This is a genomic window from Thiomicrospira microaerophila, from assembly GCF_000934765.1.
Taxonomy (GTDB): Bacteria; Pseudomonadota; Gammaproteobacteria; order Thiomicrospirales; family Thiomicrospiraceae; genus Thiomicrospira; species Thiomicrospira microaerophila.
In genome coordinates this window covers 12,338-38,527 of the sequence record NZ_JYNN01000021.1, presented here as the reverse complement: position 1 = coordinate 38,527, position 26,190 = coordinate 12,338, and the positions used below count along the sequence as shown (strand labels likewise).

19 protein-coding genes and 1 riboswitch are annotated in these 26,190 nt (G+C 45.1%); of the genes, 5 read left to right on the top strand and 14 right to left on the bottom strand.

Annotation, left to right across the window (positions count from 1 at the left end):
• Positions 1 to 9: 9 nt before the first annotated feature.
• The 6 genes from carB to grpE all read right to left on the bottom strand — a co-directional run bounded on the left by carB (position 10) and on the right by grpE (position 9,352).
• Positions 10 to 3,225, bottom strand: a complete 3,216-nt coding sequence (gene carB, locus NA59_RS08250; protein WP_044410864.1) for a carbamoyl-phosphate synthase large subunit — start codon at positions 3,223 to 3,225, stop codon at positions 10 to 12.
• A gap of 25 nt (positions 3,226 to 3,250) precedes the next feature.
• Positions 3,251 to 4,396, bottom strand: a complete 1,146-nt coding sequence (gene carA, locus NA59_RS08245; protein WP_044410861.1) for a glutamine-hydrolyzing carbamoyl-phosphate synthase small subunit — start codon at positions 4,394 to 4,396, stop codon at positions 3,251 to 3,253.
• A gap of 205 nt (positions 4,397 to 4,601) precedes the next feature.
• Complete coding sequence (gene dapB / locus NA59_RS08240) at positions 4,602 to 5,414, bottom strand: 4-hydroxy-tetrahydrodipicolinate reductase (RefSeq protein WP_083945020.1); 813 nt, start codon at positions 5,412 to 5,414, stop codon at positions 4,602 to 4,604.
• Positions 5,415 to 5,432: 18 nt separating this feature from the next.
• Positions 5,433 to 6,605 (bottom strand): molecular chaperone DnaJ, encoded by a 1,173-nt coding sequence (dnaJ, locus tag NA59_RS08235; RefSeq protein ID WP_044410858.1) that lies wholly within the window; start codon positions 6,603 to 6,605, stop codon positions 5,433 to 5,435.
• A 171-nt stretch (positions 6,606 to 6,776) separates the two neighbouring features.
• Complete coding sequence (gene dnaK, locus NA59_RS08230; protein WP_044410855.1) at positions 6,777 to 8,693, bottom strand: molecular chaperone DnaK; 1,917 nt, start codon at positions 8,691 to 8,693, stop codon at positions 6,777 to 6,779.
• A gap of 107 nt (positions 8,694 to 8,800) precedes the next feature.
• A complete protein-coding gene (grpE, locus tag NA59_RS08225; protein WP_044410852.1) occupies positions 8,801 to 9,352 on the bottom strand; it encodes a nucleotide exchange factor GrpE in 552 nt (183 codons plus the stop codon).
• Between the two features lie 349 nt (positions 9,353 to 9,701).
• Between grpE and NA59_RS08220 the strand changes: the two genes are divergently transcribed.
• Positions 9,702 to 12,470: a valine--tRNA ligase gene (locus NA59_RS08220; RefSeq protein WP_044410849.1), complete on the top strand. Its 2,769-nt coding sequence runs from the start codon at positions 9,702 to 9,704 to the stop codon at positions 12,468 to 12,470.
• Positions 12,448 to 13,158, top strand: coding sequence for a TIGR04211 family SH3 domain-containing protein (locus tag NA59_RS08215; RefSeq protein ID WP_044410846.1), 711 nt, complete (start codon positions 12,448 to 12,450; stop codon positions 13,156 to 13,158). Before NA59_RS08220 ends, NA59_RS08215 begins: the two co-directional genes overlap by 23 nt.
• A 44-nt stretch (positions 13,159 to 13,202) precedes the next feature.
• Here the strand turns inward: NA59_RS08215 and NA59_RS08210 are convergent, their stop codons facing one another.
• The 7 genes from NA59_RS08210 to NA59_RS08180 form a co-directional block, all read right to left on the bottom strand.
• The gene (locus NA59_RS08210) at positions 13,203 to 13,928 is read right to left on the bottom strand and encodes a DsbC family protein (RefSeq protein WP_052501552.1); all 726 of its coding nucleotides are present in this window, start codon (positions 13,926 to 13,928) and stop codon (positions 13,203 to 13,205) included.
• A gap of 29 nt (positions 13,929 to 13,957) precedes the next feature.
• Positions 13,958 to 14,851 carry a site-specific tyrosine recombinase XerD gene (xerD, locus tag NA59_RS08205; RefSeq protein ID WP_044410843.1) on the bottom strand — a complete coding sequence of 298 codons (894 nt, stop codon included), beginning with the start codon at positions 14,849 to 14,851 and terminating at the stop codon, positions 13,958 to 13,960.
• Between the two features lie 9 nt (positions 14,852 to 14,860).
• Positions 14,861 to 15,127, bottom strand: a complete 267-nt coding sequence (locus tag NA59_RS08200) for a CCDC90 family protein (RefSeq protein ID WP_157792578.1) — start codon at positions 15,125 to 15,127, stop codon at positions 14,861 to 14,863.
• Positions 15,128 to 15,210: 83 nt separating this feature from the next.
• Entirely contained in the window at positions 15,211 to 18,558 is a 3,348-nt protein-coding gene (locus tag NA59_RS08195; protein WP_044410836.1) for an efflux RND transporter permease subunit, read from the bottom strand.
• Positions 18,559 to 18,560: 2 nt separating this feature from the next.
• On the bottom strand, positions 18,561 to 19,655 hold the full coding sequence (locus tag NA59_RS08190; RefSeq protein ID WP_052501551.1) for an efflux RND transporter periplasmic adaptor subunit: 1,095 nt from the start codon (positions 19,653 to 19,655) through the stop codon (positions 18,561 to 18,563).
• A 15-nt stretch (positions 19,656 to 19,670) separates the two neighbouring features.
• On the bottom strand, positions 19,671 to 21,044 hold the full coding sequence (locus NA59_RS08185) for a TolC family protein (RefSeq protein ID WP_044410833.1): 1,374 nt from the start codon (positions 21,042 to 21,044) through the stop codon (positions 19,671 to 19,673).
• Positions 21,045 to 21,284: 240 nt separating this feature from the next.
• Entirely contained in the window at positions 21,285 to 21,956 is a 672-nt protein-coding gene (locus tag NA59_RS08180; protein ID WP_044410830.1) for a response regulator, read from the bottom strand.
• A 331-nt stretch (positions 21,957 to 22,287) separates the two neighbouring features.
• Between NA59_RS08180 and NA59_RS08175 the strand changes: the two genes are divergently transcribed.
• From NA59_RS08175 to NA59_RS08165, 3 genes are read left to right on the top strand one after another with little or no spacing between them, the layout of a single operon-like run.
• Positions 22,288 to 23,673, top strand: coding sequence for a class II fumarate hydratase (locus NA59_RS08175; protein ID WP_044410827.1), 1,386 nt, complete (start codon positions 22,288 to 22,290; stop codon positions 23,671 to 23,673).
• A 15-nt stretch (positions 23,674 to 23,688) separates the two neighbouring features.
• Positions 23,689 to 24,057 (top strand): thioredoxin, encoded by a 369-nt coding sequence (gene trxA, locus NA59_RS08170; RefSeq protein WP_044410823.1) that lies wholly within the window; start codon positions 23,689 to 23,691, stop codon positions 24,055 to 24,057.
• 29 nt (positions 24,058 to 24,086) lie between these two features.
• Positions 24,087 to 25,016: a DHH family phosphoesterase gene (locus NA59_RS08165; RefSeq protein WP_044410820.1), complete on the top strand. Its 930-nt coding sequence runs from the start codon at positions 24,087 to 24,089 to the stop codon at positions 25,014 to 25,016.
• A 13-nt stretch (positions 25,017 to 25,029) separates the two neighbouring features.
• Here NA59_RS08165 and NA59_RS08160 read toward each other — a convergent pair whose 3' ends face one another.
• Positions 25,030 to 25,662 (bottom strand): CBS domain-containing protein, encoded by a 633-nt coding sequence (locus NA59_RS08160; protein WP_044410817.1) that lies wholly within the window; start codon positions 25,660 to 25,662, stop codon positions 25,030 to 25,032.
• Between the two features lie 383 nt (positions 25,663 to 26,045).
• Positions 26,046 to 26,147: riboswitch (TPP riboswitch) on the top strand.
• Positions 26,148 to 26,190: the final 43 nt, after the last annotated feature.

Here is a 26,190-nt window from a genome sequence, read left to right as displayed (position 1 = left end):
AATTAATTTTTAATATAAATCTTGTAACCGCTGCACTGGCTGCACATCAAGATAGTCCATCGCCGCGACGGTAGCAAACGCCCCAGCCATGGTGGTGGTATAACAAATCTTATGCATTAAAGCCTCACGACGTATACCAGAGGAGTCTTTGATACTCACAGAACCATCCGATGTATTAACGATCAAATCAATTTCCTCATTTTTAATCGCATCGACAATATTGGGACGCCCTTCTGCAACTTTATTAATCAACTCGCACTCAATACCCGCCTCAATCAAAGAGGACGCCGTACCCCGTGTAGCCACTAAACTAAACCCTTTATCTTGTAAGCGCTTAGCTAAATCGATAACCTTCACACGATCGGCTTTGCGCACACTAATAAAAGCTTTGCCCTGGCTTGGCAAAATCGTACTGGCCGCCAACTGTGCATTCGCATAAGCTTGCGCAAAATTAACCCCAATACCCATTACCTCACCAGTTGATTTCATTTCTGGGCCTAGAATAGGATCTACACCTAAAAACTTAATAAACGGAAACACGGCCTCTTTAACAGAGTAGTGCTTGGGTTTAACTTCTTTTTCAAAGCCTTGTTGTTTTAAAGTTTGACCCGCCATACAACGTGCGGCAATTTTGGCCAATGGAAAACCGATTGCTTTAGACACAAACGGCACGGTTCGCGATGCACGTGGGTTGACCTCTAAAACATAAATATCTTCACCTTTAACAGCGAACTGGGTATTCATTAAACCAATAACATTTAACGCCTTCGCCATTTTGTATACTTGATCGCGTATTTCATTCTGAATTTTTTCAGAAATACTATAAGGCGGCAATGAGCAGGCAGAATCGCCAGAGTGAATTCCGGCTTGTTCAATATGCTCCATTAAACCGCCGATGACAACCTGCTCTCCATCACAAATTGCATCGACATCAAGTTCAACCGCATCATCTAAAAACCGATCTAACAACACCGGTGAATCATTTGAAACCTTAACCGCCGTTTTCATATAGCGAATCAAATCTTCTTCACCATAAACGATTTCCATCGCACGTCCACCCAAAACATAGGATGGACGCACGACTAACGGATAACCAATTTCTTTAGCTAAGGTAATAGCTTCATCTTCACGACGCGCGGTTCTGTTTGGCGGCTGACGTAATGCCAGTTTATTAAGCAACTGCTGAAAACGTTCGCGATCTTCAGCCAAATCAATCGAATCAGGTGAAGTGCCAATAATGGGGACGCCGGCGGCCTCTAGGTCACGCGCCAATTTTAACGGTGTTTGACCGCCATACTGGACAATCACACCTTTTGGCTTTTCAACTGCAACGATTTCCAACACATCTTCAAGCGTCAGGGGTTCAAAATACAATCGGTCAGAAGTGTCATAATCAGTAGAAACAGTTTCTGGGTTACAGTTAACCATAATGGTTTCATAACCATCTTCGCTTAGCGCCATCGCCGCATGTACACAGCAATAATCAAATTCAATACCCTGACCGATACGGTTGGGCCCACCGCCCAATACCATAATCTTGTTGCGATCAGTTGGTTGCGCTTCACACTCGTCCTCGTAGGTCGAATACATATAAGCCGTGGAAGTAGCAAACTCACCCGCACAGGTATCGACACGTTTATACACCGGACGAATTCCCAAGGTATGACGATACTTTCGCACCAAAGCACTATCCGTTTTTAATAAACTGGCAATACGATTATCAGCGAAACCTTTACGCTTTAACTGACGTAAAAAATCTTCTTCAAGCGCATCGAGTCCTTTGGCGATAACCTGAGATTCAAGCGCTACAACTTCTTGTATCTGCGCTAAAAACCACGGATCAATTTTACTGACCTCAAAAATCTGCTCAATCGTCCAGCCTGCGCGAAACGCATCGGCCACATACCAAATACGATCAGGGCCTGGGTCACGGAGTTCACGACGCAAAATATCGCGCACGTCCTTTTCATCCGTCGTCGCCATATCAATCATTTCATCAAAACCGTTCATCCCGGTTTCAAGACCACGCAATGCCTTTTGAATCGACTCTTGAAAGTTACGCCCCATCGCCATGACCTCACCAACCGACTTCATTTGAGTCGAAAGACGTGCTTGGGCTTGTGGAAACTTTTCAAATGTAAAGCGTGGCACCTTGGTGACAACATAATCAATTGAAGGCTCAAACGAGGCGGGGGTCGCCCCATTAGTGATATCATTTTTTAATTCATCAAGCGTATAACCTACCGCTAACTTAGCCGCAATTTTAGCGATAGGAAAACCTGTTGCTTTCGATGCCAAAGCCGATGAACGTGAAACACGCGGATTCATTTCAATAACAATCATCCGGCCATTTTCAGGGTTAAGCGCAAACTGCACGTTTGAACCACCGGTTTCAACACCAATTTCACGCAGCACAGCAATCGATGCATTACGCATAATCTGATATTCTTTATCTGTCAGGGTTTGCGCAGGCGCAACAGTAATCGAATCACCGGTGTGCACACCCATCGGATCAAAGTTTTCAATCGAACACACGATAATGCAATTATCCTTGCGATCACGAATCACCTCCATCTCAAACTCTTTCCAGCCCAAGATAGACTCTTCGATCAATAGCTCCTTAGTTGGTGACAAGTCCAAGCCAAACTTACAGATCTGCTCAAATTCTTCTTTATTATAAGCGATGCCGCCGCCAGAACCACCTAATGTAAAGGATGGACGAATAACCGTCGGAAAACCGAGGTCTGCTTGAATAGCCCAGGCCTCGTCCATATTGTGCGCAACTTCAGAACGCGGCATATCTAAACCAATTTTAGTCATCGCATGACGAAAACGATCACGATTTTCAGCCTTATCAATCGCATCTTCACTCGCGCCAATCAGGCTGCAGTTATACTTAGCCAACACACCATTATGTGCTAAATCCAATGCACAGTTAAGGGCTGTTTGACCGCCCATAGTCGGCAAAATCGCATCGGGACGCTCTTTTTCAATGATACGCTCAACCACCTGCCAAGTAATCGGCTCAATATAGGTCGCATCCGCTAAGTCTGGATCGGTCATAATCGTTGCCGGATTGGAGTTAACCAACACTACCCGATACCCCTCTTCCTTTAACGCCTTACACGCTTGTGCGCCAGAATAGTCAAATTCACAAGCCTGACCGATAATAATGGGGCCGGCGCCGATAATCAGAATACTTTTTATGTCTGTTCTTTTTGGCATGTTATTCCCTTATACCTGTACCCAACTACTTGGCGTTAGCGGATTTAAACTGTTTAATATTTTCTACAAACTGGTCGAAAAGCGACGCAACATCATGCGGCCCCGGACTTGCCTCAGGGTGCCCCTGAAAACTGAATGCCGATTTATCTGTGCGAGAAATGCCCTGCAATGAATGATCAAAAAGAGACTTGTGCGTTGCCTTAAGACAAACAGGCATTGTCGCTTCATCTACCGCAAAACCATGATTTTGCGCTGTAATTAAAACTCGTCCTGTTTCCAAATCTTGCACAGGATGATTACCGCCATGATGACCAAACTTCATCTTCAGTGTTTGTGCACCACTTGCTAAAGCGAGCAATTGATGGCCTAAACAAATTCCAAACACAGGAATATCCGCCTCTAAAATTTCAGCAATAGCTGTAATCGCATAGTCGCAAGGTGCAGGATCACCTGGACCATTAGATAAAAACACACCGTCGGGTTTCAAGGCTAACACATCCGCTGCACGGGTTTGAGCAGGTACCACAGTTAAACGACAGCCACGATCAGCCAACATGCGCAAAATATTAAGTTTAACACCATAATCATAGGCCACAACATGATAAGGCTGCTCTCCTGAAGGTTCTGCATGCCCCTTGCCCAATTGCCACGTTCCCTGCGTCCAATGATAAGTATCTTGCGTTGTGACTTCCTTTGCTAAATCCATACCCTTCAGTCCTGAAAAGCTACGGGCTTTAGCAACAGCTTGGTCTGCATCGATATTTTCGCCCGCCACAATCACCCCATTCTGCGCACCCTTTTCACGCAAAATACGCGTCAGCTTGCGCGTATCAATATCCGCAATCGCTACCACATTTTGGGATTTTAAATAATCTGGCAAGCTTTGCGTAGCACGGAAATTACTCATTACAGCAGGACAATCCTTCACCACCAAACCCTGAGCCATAATTCTAGATGATTCTTCATCATCAGGATTTACCCCCACGTTACCAATATGTGGATAGGTTAAAGTCACTATTTGCTTGAAATACGAAGGATCCGTTATGATTTCCTGGTAACCGGTTAATGAAGTATTAAACACCACCTCACCAACACACTCACCCTGAGCGCCTATCGAAGCACCCCAAAACAACGTCCCGTCTTCAAGCGCCAATAAAGCTGTATAATTCATCTCATCGCCCGCCTAAATACTTAAAATGCAGATACAAAAAACGGAGCCAACTCCTGAATACCAAGAATAAGCTCCGTTTGCAATTTCACTTGAATATGACCTCATGTCACCCTTGCTTCGCGTCATAAAATCAAAAAATTTAATGAACGAGATTTTAATGCATTGAGCGGGCAAAGTCCAGTTGAAATTTACCCCATACCTTCAATCAACGCAAACCCAAAACATCTTGCATATCATAAAGCCCATTCGGCTGATGCGCTAACCATTGGCACGCACGTACGGCACCGTTTGCAAATGTCATACGGCTCGATGCTTTATGGGTGATTTCAACACGCTCACCTATGCCAGCAAACATTACCGTATGATCACCGACAATATCGCCCGCTCGTACCGTAGCAAAACCAATCGTATTCGGATCACGCTCACCGGTATTTCCCTCGCGGCCATACACCGCACAGGTTTTTAAATCACGCCCCAGCGTTTGTGCTACCACTTCGGCCATTCTTAATGCCGTGCCAGATGGCGCATCAATTTTGTGACGGTGATGGGCTTCTAACACCTCAATGTCAAAGCCTTCATTTAACACTTCAGCCGCCATTTTCAATAACTTAAGGGTTAAGGTAACACCTACACTCATATTGGGCGCAAACACCACAGGAATCTTGGCCGCTGCATCATCAATGGCAAGCAGGCCTGCTTGATCAAGCCCTGTTGTACCAATCACAATGCGTTTATTCGCTTGCACACATAAACCTAATGCCTGCAACGTCACTTCAGGGCGCGTAAAATCAATCAACACATCAAAGTCATCAACAACCTGAGCTAAATTATCAACCACACGCACACCTAAAGCACCGACACCCGCCAGTTCGCCCGCATCCGCGCCCACTAAACTCGAACCGGGTCGTTCAACCGCTGCGCCTAAAACCAAACCTGGCGTATTTACCGTCGCTTCAATTAAATGCTTGCCCATTCGGCCCGATGCGCCTAGCACACCAATGCGTAATCCTTCGGTCACTTGATTTCCCCTTCTAAGTTATGAGTTCCACGGGTCTTTTTTGTCTTTAGACTTTTCATCACTCTTGTCATCATCTCCAGTAAAAAAGGCTTTAACCGTATCAAAAAATGAATGTGACTTAGGGCTATGAGTATGAGCCTGCTTGCCCTGCAAGCTTTCATCAAAGGCTTTTAACAGCGCTTTTTGCTCGCCCGTCAAATTAACGGGCGTTTCAATGTTAACCTGACAAATCAAATCACCTACATAAGACGACCGTACTGACTTAACACCTTTACCCGATAACTTGAATCGCTGACCCGACTGTGTCCCTGCAGGTATTTTTAAACGCGCCTTACCATTTAATGTTGGCACCTCAATCTCACCACCCAAGGTCGCCGCCACAAACGAAACAGGTAGCTCACAAAACAAGGTATCGCCATCACGTTCAAAAATAGCATGTGACTTCACACGCATCCTAACGTAAAGATTTCCTCGTGGAGCACCTGTCTCACCCATGCCACCTTCACCCTGCAAGCGAATACGATCGCCATTATCAACACCGGCCGGAATTTTAACCGACAGGGTTTTGTGCTTGGTCACGCTGCCACGACCATTACATTTCTTACAGGGTGATTTGATGATCTTGCCACGACCATGACAAGTTGGACAGGTACGCGCTACTGAGAAGAAGCCTTGCTGAATACGTACCTGCCCCTCCCCACCACAGGTTGGACAAGTTTGCGCACTGGTACCCGGCTCTGCACCAGAGCCATGACACACATCACAATCCTCTTGACGTGGAATGCGAATATCAACTTCAGCGCCATTAACAGCATCCTCAAGAGAAATTTCCAAATCATACTGCATGTCATCGCCCGCTTGCGGGCCGCGACGACTAAAGCCGCCGCCAAAGATATCACCAAAGATATCGCCAAACGCGTCACCAAAACCGGCACCGCCACCAAAGCCCCCGCCTTGATTGCTGCCCTCAACACCCGCATGACCAAACTGATCATAGGCCGCACGTTTTTTGGCATCCGATAGGACTTCATAAGCTTGTGTCGCTTCTTTAAACTTATGATCGGCATCAGGATCATCTGGGTTACGATCTGGATGGAACTTCATCGCTAGCTTGCGATAGGCTTTTTTAATTTCTGCCTCGGAGGCGGTTTTCGCTACCGACAGTATTTCGTAATAATCACGCTTGCTCATAATTCGACACATTTATCCTTAAAAAACTCGGATAAGCAACCAGGCCTGGTTGTTTATCCGAACTTTTTGGTTTCTTGATTGATTAAGTTATCAAATCAATTTGTTCTTAAAATAGAACAGCGACCTAATGAAAATAATCTCCATTAAGTCGCTGCTTATTCACTTTACCAATTATTTCTTGGTATCGTCAACTTCCTCAAACTCCGCATCAACAATATCATCGTTAGCGTTTTTCTCGCCTTGTGATTGCGACTCAGCGCCACCTTGCTGTTGCTTAGCCATCATTTTTTCAGTCATTTTTTGCGATGCGGCCGCTAAAGCTTGAACTTTTTCATCAATCTTCGCTTTATCATCACCCTTCATCGCGTCTTCAACGTCTTTAATAGCCGCCTCAATCGCTTCTTTTTCTGATGCATCAAGATCATCACCCGCATCTTTCATTGCTTTGCGGGTAGCATGAACCATTGCATCCGCTTGGTTACGTGTTTCCACCAACTCCTTCATTTTACGATCTTCTTCCGCATGCGCTTCAGCATCTTTTACCATGCGCTCCACTTCTTCATCGGTTAAGCCTGATGAAGCTTTGATCGTAATGTTCTGCTCTTTACCGGTGGCCTTATCTTTGGCTGATACATTTAAAATACCGTTTGCATCGATATCAAAGGTGACTTCAATTTGTGGCATACCACGTTGAGCCGGTGGGATATCTTCAAGATTAAACTGGCCTAATGACTTGTTACCTGAAGACATTTCACGCTCACCTTGAAGAACATGAATCGTTACCGCTGTTTGATTGTCTTCAGCGGTTGAAAATACCTGCGACTTACGCGTTGGAATCGTGGTGTTCTTTTCAATCAACTTGGTCATGACCCCACCCATGGTTTCAATACCCAAGGATAAGGGTGATACATCAAGCAACAATACATCCTTCACATCACCTGATAAAACACCCCCTTGAATCGCCGCACCCATCGCAACGGCTTCATCAGGGTTTACATCACGACGCGGTTCTTTACCAAAGAATTCTTTCACACGTGCCTGCACCATAGGAACACGCGTAGAACCACCCACCAAAATCACATCATCAATGTCAGATGCTGACAAGCCCGCATCCTTCAGTGCAATTTTACAGGGCTCAATTGAACGCGCAATCAAATCCTCCACGAGCGATTCAAATTTTGCACGTGTAATTTTAATATTCATATGCTTAGGGCCGGTTGCATCCGCTGTAACATACGGCAAGTTGATATCAGTCTGTTCACGTGAGGATAATTCAATTTTTGCTTTTTCTGCGGCTTCACGTAAACGCTGAAGCGCCAACGGATCATTGGTTAAGTCAACACCTTGGTCTTTTTTAAACTCTGCAACCAAGTAATCCATGATCTGCTTATCAAAGTCTTCACCACCCAAGAAGGTGTCGCCATTTGTTGAAAGCACTTCAACTTGCTTTTCGCCATCCAGATCGGCCACTTCGATAATCGACACGTCAAACGTACCACCACCTAAGTCATAAACGGCGATTTTGCTATCACCTTTAGCTTTATCCATACCATAAGCAAGCGCCGCTGCGGTTGGCTCGTTGATAATACGCTTCACATCCAAACCAGCGATTTTACCTGCATCCTTGGTTGCTTGACGCTGTGCATCGTTAAAATAAGCAGGCACCGTGATCACCGCTTCAGTGACTTCATGACCTAAATAATCTTCAGCCGTTTTTTTCATTTTTTGCAAGGTACGTGCAGACACCTCTTGCGGCGACATTTTTTTACCATCCACATCAACCCATGCATCACCATTGTCCGCCGCTACGATTTTGTATGGCACCATGCCGATGTCTTTTTTCACTTCCTTGTCTTCAAAGCGACGACCAATTAAACGCTTGATTGCAAACAAAGTATTTTTTGGATTAGTCACCGCTTGGCGTTTAGCCGAATCGCCAACCAACACTTCGCCGTCGTTAGTGTAAGCGACGATTGAAGGTGTGGTACGCGCCCCTTCTGCGTTAGGAATAACCTTAACGTCCTTGCCTTCCATTACGGCAACACACGAGTTTGTTGTTCCTAAATCGATACCGATAATCTTTGCCATGTTTTTATTCTCCAATATTTTATAAACTTGTTAATTATGTAAGCTAGTTTGTATATAAGTCTTGATTCACTTTATTCAAGCACTGAACCTTCGATTTTTTTTAAAAATTATTGCGCCACAATAACACGTGCCGGACGAATCAAGCGCTCATTCAATGCATAGCCTTTCTGAAACACCTCAACGACCATATTACTTTCATGTGCGGGTGATGGAATCATGGTCATCGCTTCATGTTTTTGTGGGTCAAATTTCTCGCCCGCTGGATTAATTCGCTCTACATTAAAGTCAGCCAATACATCTAAAAGTTGCTTGAACGTCATATCTAATCCTTCACGAATAGATTCTAAAGAAGCTTCAGGCTTACTGGATGCCTCCAACCCCATTTCCAAGCTATCTGCAACAGGGACCAATGCATGAATCAACTTTTCAACCCCATACTTATGGGCGTTTTCTATATCAATGCGTGTACGACGACGTAAGTTTTCCATATCCGCCTGCACCCTTAACAAACTATCCCAGTGGGTTGCGGCCTGCTGACGTGCTTCTTCCAGTAATTGATCGACATCCTGCTCTACTTCCGTTTCAGCCTGCTCCAAGGTTTGCTCTGAATTTGCCGCATCCAACTCGTCCGGATTGGCTTGTTTATTTTGATCTGACATGGTTTATGCTCCAACATTTCATTATTAATTATTCTGCTTTGTCTTTGATGGGGTTCAATACCCGATGTTTCAAGAGCCGATTAAAAATAAATTTCATAAGATTGAAATCAGATAAATACCACCCATGCAGGCGAGCCTGCATATCTCATAAATTCACGCACCCCCACTTGTCTATTGATTCCCCAGCACTTTTTTCTCAGTCGGCTGTATGAATAACTACAGCGCTCCTTCGAAAAAAGCACTGGGAAACCCATATCCTGCGCGTCCATCACGCGAATTTATGAAATATGCAGGCTAGCTTGTTATAATTACCAGAATTTACATTCAACTTAAAAATATAAAGACATTTATGGATAAACATTTCGACCCAAACACTATAGAAGCTAAATGGTACCAAACTTGGGAAAACGCCGGTTACTTTGCGCCCAATACCGATTCAAACCAAGCCCCCTACTGCATTATGATACCGCCACCGAACGTGACCGGTAGTTTGCATATGGGTCATGCGTTCCAGGACACTATTATGGATACGCTAATTCGTCTTAACCGTATGCAAGGCAAACCGACGCTATGGCAACCGGGAACCGACCATGCCGGTATCGCCACCCAGATGGTGGTGGAACGCCAACTTGCGGCCAAAGGCTTAAGTCGCCATGATCTTGGACGTGATAAATTTATCGACGAAATTTGGAAATGGAAAGCCGAATCGGGCGGTACCATCACTCAACAACTGCGCCGCTTGGGTGCATCACCAGACTGGAGCCGCGAACGCTTTACGATGGACGATGGTCTTTCTAATGCGGTGAAAGAAGTGTTTGTTCGCTTGCATGAAGAAGGCTTGATTTATCGTGGCAAACGTTTAGTGAACTGGGACCCTGTACTTCACACCGCTGTATCTGACTTGGAAGTGGTTTCTGAAGAAGAACAAGGCAATATGTGGCAAATGCGTTATCCGTTAAGCGATGGTAGTGGCCATCTTGTCGTCGCGACCACCCGCCCTGAAACCATGCTCGGTGACCAAGCGGTGGCGGTGCATCCTGAAGATGAACGCTATCAAGCCTTGATTGGCAAAACCATCACCCTACCGCTGGTCGGCCGTGAAATCCCGATTATTGCCGATGATTATGTGGATCCAGCCTTTGGTACTGGCTGTGTCAAAATCACCCCAGCGCACGATTTCAACGACTATGAAATGGGTAAACGCCACAACCTGCCGATGCTTAATATTTTTACCCAAGACGCAGCGATCAATACTGAAGCGCCTGAAAAGTATCAAGGCTTAGATCGTTATGAAGCACGTAAACACATCGTCGCTGACCTGGAAGCCCTCGGTTTAATGGAAAAAATTGAACCACATAAACTAATGGTTCCTCGTGGTGATCGTACCCATGCAGTGATTGAACCGATGCTGACCGATCAGTGGTATGTCGCGGTACAAGAACTGGCGAAACCCGCGATTGATGCGGTGAAAAACGGCGATATCGAATTTGTACCCAAAAACTGGGAAAACACCTATTTTGAATGGATGAACAATATCCAAGACTGGTGTATCTCACGCCAAATCTGGTGGGGACACCGCATCCCGGCTTGGTATGACGACCAAGGCAAGGTGTATGTCGGACGCGATGAAGCCGAGGTCCGAGCTAAACATAACCTGGGTGATCGTCCGTTAAAACAAGACGATGACGTGTTAGACACCTGGTTTAGTTCCGCGCTTTGGACCTTCTCCACCCTCGGTTGGCCTGAACAGACTCCTGAGCTAAAACAGTTCCACCCGACTTCGGTTTTGGTAACTGGCTTTGACATTATCTTCTTCTGGGTTGCGCGGATGATTATGATGAGCTTGAAGTTCACAGGGCAAGTGCCGTTTAAACAGGTGTATGTCCATGGTTTAGTGCGTGATGCCGAAGGTCAGAAGATGTCTAAATCCAAAGGCAATGTTCTCGACCCCATTGATTTGATTGATGGCATTGACCTTGAAAGCCTGGTCAACAAGCGTACCTATGGCATGATGCAACCGGAAAAAGCGGCGAAAATCGAAAAAGACACCCGCAAGCAGTTTGCGGATGGCATTCCCGCTTTTGGCACCGATGCGATCCGTTTTACCTTCGCGTCATTGGCTTCAACCGGCCGTGATATCCGCTTTGACTTAAACCGTTGCGAAGGCTACCGTAACTTCTGCAATAAACTCTGGAACGCCACCCGTTATGTATTAATGAACACCCAAGGGTTTGATACCGGTGTCGATGAATCCGCACCTGTTGAACTGTCGCTGGCCGATCGTTGGATTATTTCACGCTTGCAAACCTTGGAAACCGAAGTGGTTCGCCATTTTGAACAGTATCGTTTTGACTTAGCCGCCAATCTACTCTATGAATTCACCTGGAATGAATACTGTGACTGGTATTTAGAATTGGCGAAACCGATCCTCAACAAGGATTCATCGGATGCGGCGAAACGCGGCACCCGTAAAACCTTGGTAGGCGTGCTGGAAGCCTTACTGCGGTTATTGCATCCAGTGATGCCTTATATCACCGAAGAAGCTTGGCAAGCCGTCGCGCCTTTGGCGGGTAAACACGGTGCAACCATTATGCTACAACCTTATCCACAAGCGGATGAAAGTAAAATCGACACCGCAGCTGAAGCCGAGCTCGATTGGGTGAAGCAGTTTATTATGGGTGTGCGTCGCATTCGTTCTGAAATGGATATTGCACCGGGTAAACCCCTGCCGGTTTTATTAAGCAAAGTGTCCGCCCAAGACCAGGCCTGGTTAGACCATAATCGCCTGTTCTTAATGACACTGGCTAAGCTTGAGTCGATTGAAATACTGGAGCGCGACGACCAAGCACCCGAATCCGCCATGTCTTTAGTAGGTGATATGAATATCTTAATTCCCATGGCGGGTTTAATCGACAAACAAGCTGAGTTAGCACGCTTAGATAAAGAAATCAACAAACTCAAATCCGAATTTGCGCGCTTAAACGGCAAGCTCAGTAACGAAAGCTTTGTTGCACGCGCGCCCGAAGCCGTGGTAGCGAAAGAACGTGCTAAACTCGACGAAATTCAAACCGCATTAAGCAACTTGGAGCAGCAATATGGCAAAATTCAACAGCTTTAAACGAAAAGTTATTACAGCAGGACTCAGCGTGTGCTTCAGCCTTCCTTTAACCGCCATGTCAAACGCCATGGCGAGTGAAGGCTATACTCACTACATTAGTGATCGAGTTGAAGTGCCAATGCGCCGTGGCTCAGGGCCAGAGTATCGTATTGAACGCATGCTACCAACAGGTACACCTATTAAGATTCTTGAAACCACAGGGGCTTGGTCGCGCGTTGAAGTAAAGATAAACAACCGTGATTGGACCGGCTGGGTATTTCAAAATGCAATCCAAAACGAACCTCCAGCGCGTTTGCAATTAATCGAACAGATAGAGCGTACTCAGCAACTCAATGAACGCTTTCGCCAACTTGAGTCTGAACACAATACGCTACGTGAACAGTACACACAAGACAAACAAGAGCTTGAACGTATTAAACAAGCACATTTTGAGCTCAACAATGCACATGATGAACTTAAATTGATTTCAGGTAATGCGGTTGAAATGGATAATCGAAATCAAGAAATGCGTCAAATGATTAATGACCTTGAATCGCAAAATATCATTATGCGAGAGCAAATCGCCAAGGCTGACGATACAATTAAGCGCCAATGGTTTCTTACCGGTGCAGGCGTATTGTTGCTCGGTTTATTGTTAGGGCGTTTCTTTAGATTGCCACAAAAACGCGGAAGTTGGGATAAGATTTAAAAGCCAAAAAAACCGGACAAGTGTCCGGTTTTTTTTGGGCTTCGTTATTTTGCCAAAAGTGCAGGAATCAACTCTTTCGCTTCGACATAACCCGGGATCATAGAGCCATCATCAACTATCATCGTCGGCGTACCGGTAATACCGAATTGCTGTGCATGCATCATATGCATTTGCACCGGATTTTCACAACGCTGGTTTTTTGGATCTAAACCATTTTTTGCATCATCCATCGCTTTCACTGGATCCTTGTCACACCAAACCGAAACCATTTTATGATAGCTTGGCGTATTGGGGCCTGAGCGCGGGAAGGCTAGATAACGAACCGTAATGCCATTTTTGTTAAGTTCCTCGACTTCATTATGAAACCTTTTACAAAACGGGCAATCAATATCGGTAAAGATGGTAATCGTTCGTTTCTCTTCACCCTTCGCCTTAAAACTAATCATCGTAGCCGCATCAATTTCTGCTAGGGCCTGAGCGCGGGCTTGATCCTTAGCAATTTCTGTCAGATTATCACGTGTATTTAGGTCAATTAAATTGCCATTAAACAAATACTGCGCATCCGCCGTAATGTATATCACATTCGGCCCTAACACCACCTGATACAAACCGTCCACTTGGCTTTTCGTGATTTGCGCACTCGGCGCGGATGGAATTACTTGATTAAGTTTTTGCTGAATTTTAGCCACCGCCTCATCGGCTAGCGCATTAAAACTAAGGCTGGCTGCAACCAGGCCTGGTACAAGGGTTTTTAAAAATTGTGTATACATTGGATATCCTAATTGTTTATTCAAATTGTTTAGCCACGCGGATGGTGTTGCTGATGCAGACTTTTCAAGCGCTCTTTCGCCACATGTGTATAAATCTGGGTGGTCGATAAATCGCTATGCCCCAACAGTAATTGCACTGTTCGCAAGTCGGCACCATGATTAATCAAATGCGTTGCAAATGCATGACGTAAACCGTGAGGCGATAGTTTACCAGTGATGCCGGCTATTTGCGCAAGATTATGGATACGATGCCACAATGTTTGTCGAGTCATCGTGCGCCCTATGCGCGAAACAAACAGCGTTTCCAACCACCTCTCACCAACAAGATTAGGCCGTGCTATCTTTAAATAGCTCGTTATCCACTCGGTGGCGTACTCACCCAAGGGCACTATGCGCTCCTTATTTCCCTTGCCCGTCACCATAACCAGACCCGCCGATAAATTCAACTGTGCTAAAGGTAAATTAACCACTTCCGATACACGTAAACCCGTAGCGTACATTAATTCAAGAATAGCGCGATCACGTAAACCCAAATCGGTTTGCGTGTCCGGCGCATTCAGTAAATCAAGTATTTGCTTTTCACTCAACACAGAAGGAATCGCTGCAGTAACCTTAGGCGTTTTAACCAAATCACAGGGATTAATCGACAACCAGGCCTGCTCAATCGCAAAGCCATAAAAACGCTTTAACGACGACACCATACGCGCTATCGAACGATCAGAGCGCTTAATATCCTGTAATTGAGTGATAAAGGTTTGTAAATCATCACGACTCACTGATAACCAGGCCTGGTTATCTAAGCCGCCAAAATAGTTAGCAAACTGTTTGAGATCGGTTTTATAAGCAGAACGCGTGTTGGCGCTTAAACCTTCTGATAAATAGAGATGAGATAAAAACGCGTCTAACGCTTGGTTAAATAGCATGAATAGGTTTTAGACAAAAATATCTTTTAAAACAGGAACCAATAACACCGCAATCATTATAGCAATCAATATCTCTAAACGATAAATACGTTTATCAACCTGGGCAATTTCTTTCATTACAGGCGTCAAACCCTCCTTCAAATCAAGCTTTGTCACAAGCTGAGTTTCTTGCGAATCTTTTACCGCTATTGCGATCGCCTCAGCTTGCTCCTCCGACATACCCGATGATCTTAGCGTTTTAACAAACCGTAATCTATCAAATGTAACGCTTGACATAACCCATACCTTTTATCTATTTTTTGTAATATTAACACAAAAAAACCCCGCAAAGCGGGGTTTCGATTTTAGACTAAAAGCCGTTATATTTTAGCGACGTCAAGCTCTTTAGCCAGTCTTGGCTTGTCTTCTTCATCCGGATCAGATGGGAAGTAGGTTTGCCAGATAAAGTACATCAACGGAATGACAAACAGCGTCAAGATAGTTGATGAGATCACACCAAAGATTAAGGAAATAGCCAAACCACCAAATACAGGATCAGGAATCATAACAATAGAGGCGAAGATAATTGTTAAGGCGGTTAAGATAATGGCTTTTGAGCGCACCTTACCGGCCTCAATAACCGCATCACGTAATGGAATCCCCTCTCGACGATATTCGATAATAAAGTCGATTAACAACAGGGAGTTACGCACCACAATACCGGCGAGTGCGATCACCCCGATCATCGAGGTCGCGGTAAAGGCTTGGTCTAACCACCAATGCCCTGGGAACACCCCAATCATGGTTAACGGAATCGCGCCCATGACAATAAATGGCACCATAAATGAGCGATAATAGCCTACTAGAATCAAATAGATTAATACCAACGCTACCATAAACGCACTCCCCATATCACGGAACACATCTAGGGTTAAACGCATTTCACCGCCCCATAACAGAGTGTAATCGGTCACATCTTTAGGTTGTGCTTCCAAAAAGCCAAGATTAGCAGTTTGGAAAGTCACGCCTGATTCAGGCAAGGTCACATTATCAATCATTTTATCAAGTGACAACACCGCATAGACCGGACTTGAACGTAAAAGTTCACCGCTTACCATCGTCATTGAATGCTGATCGCGCCCCATAATAGGCTTGGCTTGCATCCGCTCTTCAATTGTTGCAATCGCTGACAAGGGCACCGCATCACCTGAAAAAGAATTGATACGTAAGGTTAACAACTGCTCTGGCACACTGCGTTCTGAACGCGGTAAACGCACCACGATATTAACCGGCTCGCGCACATTATCCAGATGCATATAACCTAATGCATAGCCACTGATATAATCATGCAACATTTTGCTAACCGCGGCAGGCGCAATGCCTAACAAGTTTGCTTTTTCACGGTCAATATTAATCTCATAACTGGTTACATCATCGGTCACTGAGTTATCCACATTAATCATGCCGTAAATCTGTTCAAACTTAGCATTAATTTCATTCGCCGCTTCACGCAACTTGTCATAATCAGGGCCATACAATTCCGCTAAAATCTGTGCGGTTACGGGTGGCCCAGGTGGCGTTTCATAAATCTTCACCTTCGCTTGCGGAAAGTCTTGGCGAACCAGCGCGAGGGTGTCATGCAACTGCTGGGCAATTTCATGCGAACTTAAACTACGCGCTTCTTTTTCTAACAAATTCACCCGAATCTGCGCAAAGTTAGACCCCTGCTTAATTAAGTCCCCTCTAACCAATGCGGCAAAATCAATCGGTGCGGGCATACCCACATACACACTATAATCGGTAACATAAGGTGTCTTCGACAGAATATCACCCACAAAACGCACCACGCGATCCGTTGCTTCAGTAGCTGACCCTGTTGGCATATCTACCTGTACCAAAAAGGTATTGGTGTTATCGAAGGGTAGCATTTTAACCTCTACCCCCATTGGGTGAAGCGGATTATTCATGCCATCCTCACGCACAAACTGCAAGGCAGGTTGCACCATCGCCGCAAACAAACTGATTAGCACAACACCTAAAAAGATATTGCGTTTGGTGCGACTTTCAATCATCGGAATAATGATTTTTGCATAACCCCGTTGCAACCAATCTTCTTTTTGCGGATGCGGGTTTTCAAGGCTCTCGGTTTGCTCCATTTTGGCAACGGCACGTTTACCCAACCAGCGATAAGCCGCATAAGGCACCAACATATAAGCAATCAACAAAGAGGCAATCATCGCAATCGGCACGTTAAATGGAATCGGCGCCATAAACGGCCCCATCATGCCGGTTACAAATAACATCGGAATAAACGCCAAAATAACCGCCAAGGTCGCGACATTCGTTGGGTTACCAATTTCATTAGTTGCACGCACCAACAAACTATCCAGGTTTTTGGGATCACAACCATCTTTGATATGCCGATGAATATTCTCAATAACCACAATCGCGGCATCCACCAGCAAACCTAACGACAAGATCAACGCAAACAGCGTAATCCGGTTCAAGGTTTGACCAAATATCAAACCAACAATTAACACCACAAACAAGATCAATGGCACTGTCAGGGTGACAATCGCCGCTTCACGCCAACCCAACGAGAACATCAAAATAATCACGACCGCCACAATAGCGACAACTAAGCTATCCACCAGTTGATTAACCGCTTTATCCGCCATCTCGCCATCATCGCGGGTCACCACCACCTCAATATCAGCGGGCAGCATGGAGACTTTTAATTCTTCAAATTTCTCCAACACGGCACTTGTCACATGCACGGCATTGGTGCCAGGTTTTTTGGCAATCGAGATCGTCACTGCAGGAAATTCTCCACGCTTACTCGCTTGTGCCGCAGGGCCAAAACCGATACGCGTATGAATTTCTTCTTCCAGCGGGCCATCGACAATACGCGCTATGTCACGTAGAAAAATTGGCTGCCCCTTATCCGCACCAATAATAATCGAACCCACTTCATCGGCATTACCCAAATAACCATTGACGCGAATCTGGGTGGTTTGGTTGTTAGAAACCAAATTCCCCACAGGTAAAGACACGTTTGACCCTAGCAACATGTCACTAATATCATCCAATGACAGCCCCGTCATCGCAATTTTTTGCGAATCTAACCAAACATTCACCGCGCGCTTATGCCCCCCCACCACATCGGTAAAGGACACACCAGGCACATTGCGCAATTGTTCCACCAGCTTCAAACTGACATCACGCAAGTCAAAGCCATCCATTCGCTCAGAGGTGAGCGTTAAGGTCATTATCGGTACATCGTCCACGTTTATCGGTTTGATAATAGGCTGCTGCGTGGCCGGTGGCATGCGATCCATATTCTGCATGACCTGGTTATAGACTTTTACCAAGCTATCGACCTGGTTCTCACCGACCTTAAACTGCACGGTGACGACACCAAAGTCACTCGTGGCATAACCAAAGGTATTCTCCACCCCTGGAAGCGCGTTCATAATCGCTTCTAAGGGTTTAACCACCATATTATTGACTTCTTCAGGTGTTGCCCCTGCCTTAGGCACCATAATATTGGCGGCTGGCACCACAATTTGTGGGTTATATTCACGCGGTGTCACATAAAGCGCTAATATCCCCGCCAACATAATCGCGATCATAATCATCATCGTGATTTTGGAATGAATAAACATCTGGGCAATTTTGCCCGCCATATTAAGTTTTAAATCTTGATCTTCATGCGCTCGTGTGCCCATTATTAAGCTCCTGTGCTCGACGCATTAAAGATCACACGATCGCCGTTGACTAGGGTTTGATTATTACTCACCACAACTTGCTCGCCGACATCCAACCCGGCTTGTACCTCAAAATGGCCATTGAGATTTTCACCAATACGCACCATTCTAAAACTAACAAGATTGTCTGAACCTACCACAAATACACCCTGTATGCCGGCACGGGTGACTAACGCCTCGGCGGGTAACAAAATCGCTTGACGTTCACCGCGCACAAAACTAATGCGTGCGAAGGTACCTGAGTTGACATTATTCACTTCTGGCAAGCTGAGCTTAGTGGTATGTCCACGCGTGCGCGGATTGGCAGCGGCCACTAATGAATAAATTTCACCGGTCATTTGATGCGCCACACCGTCCACCAAAATCTGTGCGGTATCACCCACTTTCAATACGGCATATAAATCTTGCGACACTTCAGTTTGCACACTCAAGGAGCGCAAATTTTCTATGACAACAATAGGATTACCAGGTGCCGCCAAATCGCCTGCTACCGCCATTTTCTGTACAATAACACCATCAAATGGCGCACGCACATTGGCATAATTAAGCTGGAACTCAGCTTGATCGAGTCCGGCTTTAGCGGCGGCTAAATTTTCTTGCGCCACACTATACTGTAAACGGATACCATCAAACTGCTGGCGTGACACAGACTCTTCTTTTAACAATTGAGAAAAGCGGTCAAAATCAGCTTTTGCATTTTCTAATGCGGCTTGCGCCTGTTGGTAAACGGCGCGAGCTTGAGAAATCTGACTTTGAATATCCTGCGGGTCAATTTCAAACAATAAATCACCGCGCTTGACGTGATGCCCCACCTCAACAGGAATACTGCGAATATAACCCATTAAACGCGACGCAATCCGTGCCTGCTGATCGGGTACAACCGAACCTGGCACGCTGGCGACTAAAGGAACTGTACCCAAATTCACCGGCGCGACGCTCACTTGATGCTCTGCTACCTCATAAGCTAGTTGTTGCGTAGCTTGTTCAGAATCACAACCGCTCAATCCTAGTGCTAACGCCAAAAGACTGACGCTCAAAATTTTTGAATTTGCTCTCATTCACTTATTCCTTTATTAAATTTGTTCTAAACTCATGCGCCCAGTAGACAGCATCAATTGGGCTTTTTGAATATTCATCGTGTATTGTGCGCCCGCTAACTCCGCACGCGCTTTATCTAACTGCGCCTGACCTGCCAATACTTCAGTCATGGTAGCGACACCTGTTTCATAACGTCGTGAAATTAAAGCTTGCGCCTCAGCGGCATACTCAACAGCGGCTTGGCTAGAGGCTACTTTTTTCAGCTCATTTTGATATTGACGCCAAGCTTGCAACAAGCCCATCCGCACTTTCTGCTCCTCTGCTCTCACCTTCGCCGCTTGCTCACGCGATGCCGCGCTGGCCTGATCAACCGCTCTGTCTGTCATGCCAAAATCGGTAATTTTCCAAGAAGCCACCGCCGCGATGGTGTAGGAATGCGCACTCAGACCAATCGAATCATCATTCCAATCAGAACGCGCCATTAGGTTAAAACTTGGTTTCTTTTGGGCTTGAGCAACCTGAACAGCCGCTTGACTTGCTTGAGTTTGGTGTCGCATCGCAATCAGTTGCGGATTATTGTCAATCGCCATTTGAATCAAGCTATCTAGCGAATCATCGGGTAAATCAATTGATACGCGCTGCGCCACATCCAAATCCGCGCTCGCGCTCAACCCCATTAGTGTACGCAAACCATCAAGCGCCAGTAGCTCTTGGTTTTTAGCCTGCTCTAACATCAGCTCAACTTCAGCACGATGCGCTTGCGCACTCAACAATTCAGAACGTACTACAACACCCTGGCGAACTAAATTACGGGTAGTATTGACATAGGCATCTGCCGCGATTAAAGCCTGTTCGGCCACCTGAATAAATGAACGCGCCGCATGCACACCTTCGTAGGCTTCATACACAAAATAAGTCAGCATCTGTTGCACAGCCTGATCGCCTTGCTGCGCGGCTAACAACATGGCCGAGGCTTGTTGCTGATAGCCGGCAATCTTGCCGCCATTATAGATAGGCAACAACATTTCAACCCGGGTATTGATATCGTTATGTGTGCCGGGCTTGTTAAGATCACGAGGACGTGTATTTAAGATACTTGGGTTAGTATCATCAAATTGGCTAAACCCAAAATCACCAAACGTGGCTTGGCGTTGTTGCAACTTCATCCCAAACACATTCAACGCATTATTAGAATGTGAACCAGTTACCGACAAAGTAAACTGCGGCATACGACTTAGTTTTGCTTGATCAAAAGCCGCTTGTGCTTGATCAATTTGACTTGCAACAACATCACGTTGTGGGTTTTGCGACAAGGTGGTTTCAACACTGGTTTTAAAATCAACCGTCTGGCTCATCACCAGGCCTGGTGATGCAAGGGACATCGCCAACAACAAAGCCTTAAATTTCATTTGGTTATTCCTGTAAAATCGTGAAAACAAACTTACTGGCGCAAGTGTGAAAAATAGCTAAAGCATAGCGGTTATTGTTAAATAACTCAAACACATTAGAATATTAGAAGGTTCTAATATAAGAAAATAATGATATTATAGTGAGCTGTTCATATATTGCAAATAGATTTACCCTTCAACCTGCAGAAACAACAAAGCCCTCAATCAAGAGGGCTTTGTGTTTAATAGAACAATTAAAAATTATTCGATTTCTAACAACTTAACCTTGGTTAAACCAGAGTCTGTCGCATAATGCGTGATTTCAGCTGGTGATGTCGCGCCCAATTTAGTCATTAGGTTCTCACGGTGCTTAGACACGGTGCGATCACTAATTTCTAACATTTCAGCGATATCCTTAGTTTTGTAACCTTCCGCAATCAACTTAGTGACCTGTTTTTCGCGAACAGACAGCTTACGCATGTTACGTTTTTTCTTCACTTTTGAATCCGCATCCAAAAGATTAACAACATGTGGTCTAATTTCATCAGAAATAAAACGCTCACCCTCGAAAACCTGCTTTAGCCCGGCTAACAAGTCTTTTTTAGCGATATGCTTAGTCGCAATACCGTGCGCGCCCAACTCAATGGCTTCTTGCCAAACACTCGGGGTTTCAGCCGCAGTTAACACAAACACTTTAGTATCCTGGTGACGACGACGCAATTGACTAATCGTGTTTAAGCCATTTAGCTTTGGCATCGCAAGAGAAAGCACTACAACATCTGGATCTTTTGCACGAACTTGTTCCATACAAACAATACCATCTTCTGCTTCTGCAACTACTTTAAAATCCACATCTGTTTCAATTAACATTTTTAATGCTTCACGAACTAAATCATGGTTTTCTGCTAGCAGTAGGTTTATTTTTTTTCCCATGTTACTATCCCTCATCTAATTAATAAACTATATAAACGTTTACGATATGCATTCATAAACACTTCACTAGAACGTATTGCTTTAACCTTCTTAACCCCTTTCAAGTAAAGAAGGAAAAGGTTTCGCTTTTTTCTGTAGGAATTTTAACATGTATAACTTTTTTACAAAAGACTTTTTTAGTACTTTATGAATCTAGAACCTAAAAAATCATTTAATTCCACGATATTAGCCTTCAAAACAGCGACACAGGATAGGATTTTTAATCCAATCTGCGTAAAATAAGCCGACAATTCTTCAATATTCCACACTAACTAACAAAAGTATTAAAAAAATGAAAGACACTCGCCCTGTACAAGACAGCATGGGAACACTGAATGTTCCTACCGACGCCCTTTATGGTGCACAAACTCAGCGCGCCATCAACAATTTTCCGATGAGTGGACGCGCTCTTCCGCCCTCTTTTATTCATGCACTTGCCTTGGTCAAACAAGCCTGTGCACAAGCGAATTTTGAGTTAGGTTTACTAGATCTAACCAAAACACAGGCGCTCTCAAGTGCGGTAGAAGCCATCTTAAAAGGTGAACATGATGCCCAATTCCCAGTCGACATTTTCCAAACCGGCTCGGGCACCAGCACAAATATGAACATGAACGAAGTGCTAGCCACGTTAGCCAGCAGAATCAGTCAGCAAACCATTCACCCGAATGACGACGTCAATATGAGCCAAAGCTCAAACGATGTGATTCCAAGCGCGATTCATGTCAGCGCAATGCTTGCGGTTACTCAGCAACTGCTGCCAAACCTACAACACTTGTCGAATACACTAGAGCGCAAAGCGCAAGCTGTCGAAGGCATTATCAAAACAGGTCGTACACATCTAATGGATGCCATGCCGATTAGCCTAAGCCAAGAAATACGCGCTTGGCGTCAACAGATTATTGATAACATTTCACGCCTCTCATCAAGCCTTGAACGTGTCCGCCTACTTCCCCAAGGCGCTACAGCCGTCGGCACTGGCATCAATGCAGATCCAAAATTTGCAGAGATTTTTTGTCAAAAAATTAGCGAGCTGACACACATTGACTTTAAACCCATGCCCAACCTATTTATTGGTCTAAGTTCACAAGATACCGCGTTAGAGCTCAGCGGCCAATTAAATGTGCTCGGCGCCAGTCTAATGAAAATCGCCAATGATTTGCGCTGGATGAACGCAGGTCCGCTGGCAGGCTTAGGCGAGATTCAACTTCCTGCACTTCAACCTGGTAGCTCGATCATGCCTGGCAAGGTCAATCCCGTCATACCCGAATCCGTAGCAATGGTATGCGCTCAAATCAGCGGCAACCACACCGCGATTACCATCGGCGCCCAATCGGGCAACTTCCAACTTAATGTCATGCTACCAATGATTGCCGACAATCTACTCTATTCAATCAACATCGCCGCCAACGCGGCTAAACAACTTGCCGATCAAGCGATTGCAGGCTTTGTGGTTAATCAGGCACAGCTTAAAAAAGCCTTAGATGTGAATCCAATTCTAGTCACCGCCCTTAATACTGTGGTAGGCTATGAAAAAGGCGCGGCAATTGCTAAAGAAGCCTACCGTAGTCAACGCCCTGTTTTAGAGGTCGCGTTAGAAATGACCGATTTAGATCGAGACACGTTAATCCGTTATCTTGACCCGGCTAAATTAACCCAAGGCGGCACACCCACACTTTGATTAAAAGGATTTTATATGGCAGTTTTAAACTTAACCTCCGCACAATTTGAAGAAACCATTGCGAACAATGACATGATTATTTTTGATTTTTGGGCCGAATGGTGTGGTCCTTGCAAACAGTTTGGCCCGGTATTTGAAGAAGTGGCAGCAAAACATCCTGACATTGTGTTTGCCAAAGTCAATGTTGAAGAAGAGCAGGAATTAGCTGGCATGTTTCAAGTGCGCTCGATTCCAACGATTGCTTTAATGCGTGAAAAAGTGGTTGTCTATGCCAACCCAGGTGCCTTACCTGCCAGCAACCTAGAACAAGCTGTCCAACAGCTGCGTGACTTGGACATGGTCAAAGTTCATGAAGATATGGCCGCAGCACAAGCTAATCAATAATTACCAACCCCTAACGCGAGGTGTATTCAATGAGTGAAAAGAAGTTTCGTTTAGTCACACGTAGTGACTTTGATGGCTTAGTGTGTGCCGTTATTCTGAAAGAAAAAGACTTGATTGATGACATTTTATTTGTTCACCCTAAAGATATGCAGGATGGCAAGGTTGAAATCGGTCCAAATGACATTACCACCAACCTACCCTATGTCGCCGGCTGCCATTTAGCCTTTGACCACCACCACAGTGAAAGCTTACGCAATGAAAAGCATGATAATCATATCATTGATGTCGATGCGCCTTCAGCGGCACGGGTGGTCTATGACTATTACGGCGGAAAAGAGGCTATGCCTCGCATCACGGACGATTTAATGGAAGCGGTAGATAAAGGTGATGCCGCGCAGTTCAGTCACGACGAGGTACTTAATCCGAGCGGTTGGCCATTATTAAATTTCCTAATGGATGCGCGTACGGGCCTAGGGCGCTTCCGTGATTTCAGAATCTCTAACTATCAACTCATGATGGAATTAATCGACTACTGCCGCGATCACACCATTGAACAAATCTGCCAACTGCCGGATGTTAAAGAGCGCATTGAGCTTTACTTTAAATATGAAGCAGAGGCTAAAGAACAATTGCTACGCTGCTCAACACAGCATGGCAATCTCGTGGTTTTAGATTTGCGCAACGAAGAAACCATTTACCCAACCAACCGTTTTACCATCTACGCCCTCTTTCCGGAGACCAATATTTCGATTCATGTCTTATGGGGATTAAAGCAACAAAACACCGTATTTGCGATTGGAAAGTCCATTCTAAATCGTAGCTCAAATACCAATGTGGGCGAGCTGTGTTTACAGTATAACGGCGGCGGACATATGGCCGCGGGCACCTGTCAAGTTCCTAATGACCAAGCTGATGCCACGCTTCAAGCCTTAATTAGCAAGATTAACGCAGACGGTTAATCCGATTGTAACGTTACACATAAATTTCAAGCGGCGGCAACATAGCCAACCGCTTGATTAAATCCGCACGCGTTACCATGCCAATTAACCCTCCCAAATCCGACATCACAGGCAAAGCGCCTATTTGATATTCCGTCATCATAAAAGCCACGCGCCGCACATCAACATTCGGCAAAGTGGTAATCACCTCAGGGTTCGCAATCTCAGCAATCCTATGACCTTTGGGCGCCTCAATCCGATTATCATCATTAATAATCACATGACGCAATAACTCTTGCGACGAACAAATCCCAACAAGACTCCCCTCATCAACCACCGGTAAATGGTGGAATTTATGTTGCTGCATTAACTGCCAAGCATCACTAAAACTCGCTTCCGGGCTAATCGTTACAAGCTTAGTTGACATAATTTCGGATACCGTAACCACCACATGACGTTCATGCAGGGTATCAAGCTGTTTTTGATACTGACCCAGCGCATAGCTGGCTTTTTGATGCTGCTGCGTGCGCTCAGGTAAATCCTTATCCAACTCCATCATCGTTTCCTTAAAATCCGACTCAGTAATAGCATTCACTTTCGTGGGATTCGCTTTATCTGACTTCCCGCCAATAAAATTACGCCCCTCTGGACTATAAACAACAAACATAACCAACACCTATAACGAATTAAAATTAATGTATTTGAATAAGCTTAAAGCGTGCCACAAGCATCTAGGAGCCTGGTTAAAAAATTGATTATTTTCAGAATCAACCACAAGCAAACCACTTCAAAACCTACACAATGGTATAATTGAACGTTAAACTCGATATATCAGGGCAAACGCATCTAAAGTAAATAATAAATCAACTGCTTACAATCAGGTCTCGCTCCCACGTTGAACGTGGGATCGCCTTGGACTTGGGTTTAAGCGCTGTTTCATAGGTTAAATCGGTCTACATTCCCTCGCACAGCGTGGGAACGAGGTTAATCATGCCTATCGCTATGATTTTTTTATTATTTAGATGCGTTTGCCCTGCTCGATATATCGGGTTAATTGCCAAGGGGTGGCCAGCAGGCCTGAGATTGCATCCGCAAAACCCTTTGAACCTGATCCGGATCATACCGGCGTAGGGACAGGCGCTCAGTTTACTTCTATCTGTTGCTTCCCTGTCCTTTTTTAACCTCCATACATTGC